Origin of the sequence: Candidatus Aegiribacteria sp. (genome assembly GCA_021108435.1) — a bacterium.
Classification (GTDB): Bacteria; Fermentibacterota; Fermentibacteria; order Fermentibacterales; family JCC-6; genus Aegiribacteria.
Genome location: JAIOQY010000187.1, coordinates 23,220 through 29,644, shown reverse-complemented (window position 1 = coordinate 29,644; position 6,425 = coordinate 23,220). Strand labels below are relative to the sequence as shown.

Here is a 6,425-nt window from a genome sequence, read left to right as displayed (position 1 = left end):
TTCTGAAAGATCGTGAAGCGGATGAACTTCTTGGAATAATTGAAATGCTGGAAACAGGCATAGCCCCTCCAGGTTATGAGAGCGTTATGCCTTCAGTATCTCTCGAGGAACTGCCGAATATTCAGTTCCGGTACGCCTCCCTCCGAGCGGAGTATGAAATGGCACTTGAATTGACAAGCGCTATCCATATCAGCCTTCAGCAGGCCATAGCAGATGAAAACCGCGAGAATCCTTCAGTGCGCGTACTTGATCCGCCAAGGCATCCAGGCTGGAAAAGCAGGCCCAAAAAGCTCTATATCTGGATAGAGGTCTTTGCTGTTGCGTTTATTTTCCTGTTCGGTTTTCTGATTGTCAGAGAAAATATCCATTCTCTGAAAATGGAAAAGCCGGAGGAATGGCAGGTCTGGCAAAAGTTATTCCGGGAGATCAGGAGAGATCTGAAATTCCGTAAAAGCAAAAGACTGTAGTTATTTTTCGGACGAAGCTTCTTCAATGAATTTTCTGTAGGCGTTATATCGATCCACGTTGATTGTTCCGTTTTCAAACGCTGCTTTTACCGCACAGCCGGGTTCTGACATATGAATACAGTCCCTGAATCTGCATTTCCCGATAAACGGGAGAAATTCCGGAAAGCAGAACTGAAGTTCATTTCCAGGGATATTCTCAATTGAGAACATTCTCAGTCCCGGTGTATCGATTAGAGTTGTTTTCTCCTCAAGCAGAACGAGCCGCGCCGAAACGGTTGTGTGCTTTCCCTTGCTGGTCTTTGGATTGAGTCCGCCGATTCTGAGGTCCAGAGAGGGATTGTAACATTTTGCAAGTGAAGTCTTTCCCGAACCGCTCGGTCCTGTCATAACAACCGTTGCCCCTTTGATGTGCTGAAGCAGCAGATCGGCACCCGATCCTGTTTCACAGCTCAGGGGGAAAACAGGATAACCCGCACCGCCCTGACCGTATACTGTCAGAATCTTCTCTTTCAGGCTCCTGTCAGCATCACCAGTGCAAAGATCCATCTTATTCAGTACAATTGTTGCCGGAAGCTTTCTCCATTCGGTGGATACCAGAGCTCTATTAACGAATCCTGCGCTGAATCGAGGATTCTTGAGTGAAACCATGACAAGAACCCTGTCAACATTTGCGGCTATGATCTGAGTGGATCTTCCGAGAGGGGAAGGGCGCTGAAGAATACCGCTTCTCGGAAGAATTTCCTCAACAAGCACCTGATCATCAACACGTACGGCATACGCATTATCCCCCGGTACAGGTTTCATTCCATGGTAAACCCGACCGGCGGATATAGCGCTTATCTCATTTCCCTGTTCATCAATGATCAGCACACCTCTCCTCCCGACGGAGGAGATCCTGCAGGCAAAGCGCGTCTGTTTCAGAAGGTTACTCCGGACGAGTCCGGTCTGATAAACCTTACAATATGCTCCCCTTCTCGTCCCCAGCCGAGTATTTCTCTGACCATCTTTTCCATATAAGCGGAGTCAGATAAAAGCTGCTCGATTTCCGTATTCATCATATCCACCTGCTGCTGCAGGCTGTCAATTGAAAGAGAGATATTCTCAATATCATTCCGGAGCTTCGTCAGAGAGATGAAACCATGTCTGTTGAAAACCAGGATCACTACGACAAGGACAAAAACAAAGACCAGTATTACATAGAACAGCCTTCGATTTCTTCCCGTCTTTTTCAAGTTAATCCCCTGACGAAAGAGGCAGGATGTCGATTCCCCTGAACAGCGCCTGGTCGCCAAGATCTTCTTCTATACGAAGAAGCTGATTGTATTTGGCAACCCTGTCAGTTCTGCAGGCGGAACCTGTCTTGATGAGTCCTGAATTCACAGCTACGGAGAAATCACTGATGAAAGTATCTTCGGTCTCTCCGCTTCTGTGGCTGATAAATGTCTTCCACCCGTTTCTGTGAGCAAGATTGACCGTGTTCATGGTCTCCGTTACGGTACCTATCTGATTAAGTTTAATAAGTATTGCATTTGCGGCTTCAGTCCGTATCCCTCTGTGCAGCCTTTCCTCATTTGTAACCAGCAGATCATCACCGACTATGAGAATACTCTGTCCCAGCTGCCTGGTCATGAGTTCCCATCCGGACCAGTCATCTTCAGCAAGCCCATCTTCAATACTTACGATTGGGAAGCTGCGGACAAGCTTCTCCCAGTAGGAGACCATCTCTTCTGAAGTGAGGCCGGAGGGGTCACACCCGTGCATATAGTATTTACCGTCATGGTACATCTCGCTGGCTGCGGGATCAAGAGCCAGAAAGATATCTTCTCCCGGTGTGTATCCGGCATCAAGGATCCCCTTCATTATGAAATCAAGAGCCGCTTCATTTGAAGGCAGATCCGGAGCCAGGCCGCCTTCATCCCCTACGGTTGTTGGAAGCCCCATGTCAGAGGATTGTTTTCTCAGTGCGTGAAAGATCTCGGTACCTGCCTGAAGCGCTCTGCTGAATGTTTTGAAACCCGCGGGTACAATCATGAACTCCTGAAGATCTATTGGGTTTGACGCATGTTTTCCACCATTGAGAATGTTCATGCCCGGCACCGGAAGAAGCCTTGCGGAAGGGCCACCCAGATATCGATACAGAGGAAGCCCCAGATGGCTGGCAGCAGCTCTGGAGACGGCCATTGAGACAGCAAGTGTAGCATTCGCGCCCAGCTTTTCCTTATTAGCAGTACCGTCAAGCTCAATCATGATCCTATCAACGCGAGCCTGATTCAGAGCGGAGAGTCCTGATATTTCAGGCGCTATCAGCATTTCTATGTTCTCAACAGCTTTAAGAACACTCTTTCCCCCATAAGCTTCTTCTCTATCCCTTAATTCAACGGCTTCGTGTTCACCGGTTGAGGCGCCGCTCGGGACGGAAGCTCTGCCCCATCCGCCGTTGAGGAGGAAAACCTCAGCTTCAACGGTTGGATTTCCTCTTGAGTCAAGTATTTGCCGAGCGCGAATCTCTACAATATCAGGCATCGATGATCCTTTCCGGTAAAATAGTTAAGAGCACAATCATCAAATATACTGTTTCGCGGGGAATATCATGAAAAAGAGAATCTGTTAACTCCTCTGGAGATGTATTCGCCTATTATGCTTTCAGGCGTTCTTGTTTCAAGTATATCCAGAAATGCCTCAGCAACCGCCGGATCAAACTGAGAGCCGATGTTTTTCCGTATTTCACTGAGCGCGTACTTAACTCCTGGAGCTTTTCGATAGATTCTGTCGGAAGTCATAGCATCAAAGCAGTCAGCAACAGCAAGAATTCGGGCGTGATGTGGGATGTTTTCTTTTTCGAGACCAGATGGATATCCTCCACCATCGTACCGTTCATGATGATACCTTACAATATTGATAAAACTACCAAAAGCTGTGACAGGTCTCAGGATTCTATAACCGGTTTCAGGATGCATTTTGATAATATCGTATTCTTTAGATGTAAGTTTTCCTGTCTTGTTCAGTATTGACTCGGGTATGCCGATCTTGCCAATGTCATGCAGCAGCGCCGCATGGTGCAGAAGCTTGATTTCTCTGACAGGAAGATGCAGGTGAGATGCAATCGCCATTACATAAGCCGCTACATTTCTTGAATGGTTGCTTGTATATGGATCTTTCGCGTCAACCGCGCTGGCAAGAGCGAAGATAGCCTGGGTATAATTCGTTTCACTTGATTCGAATAAATAGGCGTTGCTGAGAGCCATTGCCGCATGTCGCACAAGAATTGACAGATAGGAGCTGTCATGAAAGAGTATTTTCTCATGAGACCAGTTCGCAAGGACCATCATTCCTTTTAAACTCCCGAATTTGCTCAGATCAAGAATTTCAAGATTCGGATCAGATTCCCAGTCAGCAACTCTGGCGCAGGCAAACGAATCTCTAATACCGCTATCGAGGTATTGACTGACAGTTACAGGTTCCTGAGTCTGTTCAAGGAGTTCACGAAGGTTGGAGTTGAGGATCTTCTCAGGTATATCAGATCTGACCATAGTGTAACTCAAGGGGAGCATATCCTTCCCGCTGAGAAAGACACCAAACAGATCAAACGGAATCATCGTTCTCAGTCCTTTGACAATAGATGCCAGCACATGCTTTGTATCAAGTGAAGATGAAAATTCTCCCGCAAGAATGTTCACCTGTGCCAGGTTTTCAGCATGGCCGCGAAGATTTGAAGTAAGCCTGTAGTTCATTAACTGATTCCCGGCTTGTGCCGCGAAAAGACCCAATAACTTAAGATCTCTGACTGTGAAAGAGGCTGGTATTGAAGATCTGGCGACCATGCAGACCCCAAGGTTACCATCAGGACTGGGTATGGCAGCAGCCATGAGAGATGATACTGCAGAGTTCTCCGGAAGGGGAAGATCAGTGTATTCCCCTGCAAGAATACCTCCTTCAACGTTTAGAGCTTTTCGGCTGAAAGATTTCCATTCATTGTCAGTGAGAAGATCTTCTTTCCCAAATTCACAGATTTTAGCAACACTGCTATCACCCGGTGTACTCGCAAGATATATTCTTGCGGAGTCTCCTCTGAATGTGTGCTCCAGCGCTTGAACAAGAGTTTCCAGAAATGCCTGACGGGAGTGTTTCGAGATATTGATGTTCACCGTAAGATTGTAAAGATCCTTAAGTTCCGGAGAGGGAAGAACCGACAGCTGTTTTTTCCGGAACTCAAGGGCTCTTCCAACAGTCTGGCTCAGCTCCACCATCGAGAAAGGCTTGGTTATGAAGTCAAAAGCACCCCTCTGTATAGCATCTTTTGCAAGGTCGATTGATCCGTGACCGGTAATCAGAATAACCAGGGTATCGGGATACTTTACACGAATTTCAGAAGCCAGCTCCAGCCCGCCCATATCCGGCATCATAATATCACTGAGGACAAGGCTGAAAGAGGTAGTCTGCATGGTTTTCAACGCTATGCTGCCGTTCTCCGCTTCATCGATTTCGAAATCCTGCAATTCAAGGACTTCTCTGCAGAGTGTTCTGATAGAAATATCATCATCGACAACAAGAATTCTGGCGTTTTCACTCATCCTGATGTTTACCTGTATCCCTCTGAATATTGTACTGTTTCATCCTCGCAAGAAGAGTAGTTCGTTTCAGTCCGAGCATGTTCGCTGTGCTGGTTTTATTTCCACCGCTCTTCTTCAGCGCATTAATGATATAGTGCTTTTCAATGCTGTTCAACAGTGAGTCTAAATTCATCTGCTCCGCTGTAGGAGTCAGATCGGGAAGATCTTCTTTCGAGTATGTGATTCTGTCCGGAAGATCATGCAGCTCTACCTGTTCGCTATCACATAGAACAGATGCTCGCTCCATGGTATTTTCCAGCTCACGCACATTGCCAGGCCAATTGTAGGACAGAAGTGCTGAAACAGCGTTTGAGGAAAGAGAAAGTTTTTTTGAGTGCTCCGAACCTGACATTCTCGAAAGGAAAAATTCCGAAAGCGGCAGAATATCATCAGTCCTCTGTCTGAGTGGAGGTATGTGGATCTCAATTACATTCAACCTGTAATAAAGATCCTCTCTGAAAGTTTTGTTGCTGATGGCCTGTTCAAGATTCATATTCGTCGCCGCGACCAATCTGACATCTGTTTTAATAATATCAGAGCTTCCTACCGGAGAAAATTCACCGTTTTGAAGTACCCTGAGGAGTTTAACCTGCATGGCCAGGCTCATATTGCCGACCTCATCAAGGAAGAGTGAGCCTCCATCCGCTACATGAAACCTGCCGTGAGATGTAGTTATCGCACCGGTGAAAGCTCCTTTTACATGCCCGAACAGCTCACTCTCCAGAAGTCCTTCTGGAATTGCGCCTGAATTGACGGAGACGAATTGCTGTTTTGAGCGTCTGGAATTGCGGTGAATTGCTCTTGCTATCAATTCCTTACCTGTGCCGCTTTCTCCTGTAACAAGAATTGTGCTCTCCGCTTTCCCCACCCTCGTGACCATATCCAGGATTTCTTCCATGCAGGTACTCTGGTAGACAATCTCATAAAGATCCTTGTATTGATGCCTTTTCTTCGAGGATTTCAGAGTGTTGCTGACCGAGTTTATCAGAGCTCCGGTAGTGAATGGTTTGGGCAGGTAATCAACCGCGCCTTTGCGGATAGCTTCCTTTGTACTCTCGATACTGGCGTAACCTGTTATCACTATCACCGGAAGGAAAGGATATTTAGCTCTGACTATATCCAGAATTTCAATGCCGGAGATGTCAGGAAGCCTGATATCAGTGATAATGAGGTCAAAGTTGTTCTTCTCTCTGAGCATACGAAGGGCAGCTCTCCCGCAGTTAGCCGTATCACATTGATATCCGGACAACTCAAGAGTTCTCTTGAGAGAAGACGTAATTGATACTTCATCATCGATTACCAGTATTCTGCTTTTCTTCGTATTATTCATATTCATGATGTATGTATG

The 6,425-nt window shown here is 46.5% G+C and carries 6 protein-coding genes; 1 reads left to right on the top strand and 5 read right to left on the bottom strand.

Annotated elements, in window-relative coordinates:
* A partial coding sequence (locus K8R76_11210; GenBank protein ID MCD4848741.1) for a hypothetical protein occupies positions 1-467 on the top strand: 467 nt, incomplete at its 5' end.
* Here K8R76_11210 and rsgA read toward each other — a convergent pair.
* The 5 genes from rsgA to K8R76_11185 all read right to left on the bottom strand — a co-directional run bounded on the left by rsgA (position 468) and on the right by K8R76_11185 (position 6,407).
* The gene (gene rsgA, locus K8R76_11205; GenBank protein ID MCD4848740.1) at positions 468-1,337 is read right to left on the bottom strand and encodes a ribosome small subunit-dependent GTPase A; all 870 of its coding nucleotides are present in this window, start codon (positions 1,335-1,337) and stop codon (positions 468-470) included.
* 47 nt (positions 1,338-1,384) lie between these two features.
* Complete coding sequence (locus K8R76_11200; GenBank protein ID MCD4848739.1) at positions 1,385-1,699, bottom strand: septum formation initiator family protein; 315 nt, start codon at positions 1,697-1,699, stop codon at positions 1,385-1,387.
* 1 nt (position 1,700) lies between these two features.
* A complete protein-coding gene (gene eno, locus K8R76_11195; protein ID MCD4848738.1) occupies positions 1,701-2,990 on the bottom strand; it encodes a phosphopyruvate hydratase in 1,290 nt (429 codons plus the stop codon).
* A gap of 65 nt (positions 2,991-3,055) precedes the next feature.
* Positions 3,056-5,038, bottom strand: a complete 1,983-nt coding sequence (locus K8R76_11190) for a response regulator (GenBank protein ID MCD4848737.1) — start codon at positions 5,036-5,038, stop codon at positions 3,056-3,058.
* A complete protein-coding gene (locus tag K8R76_11185; GenBank protein ID MCD4848736.1) occupies positions 5,031-6,407 on the bottom strand; it encodes a sigma-54 dependent transcriptional regulator in 1,377 nt (458 codons plus the stop codon). The genes K8R76_11190 and K8R76_11185 overlap by 8 nt, the downstream gene beginning before the upstream one ends.
* Between the last annotated feature and the right edge of the window lie 18 nt (positions 6,408-6,425).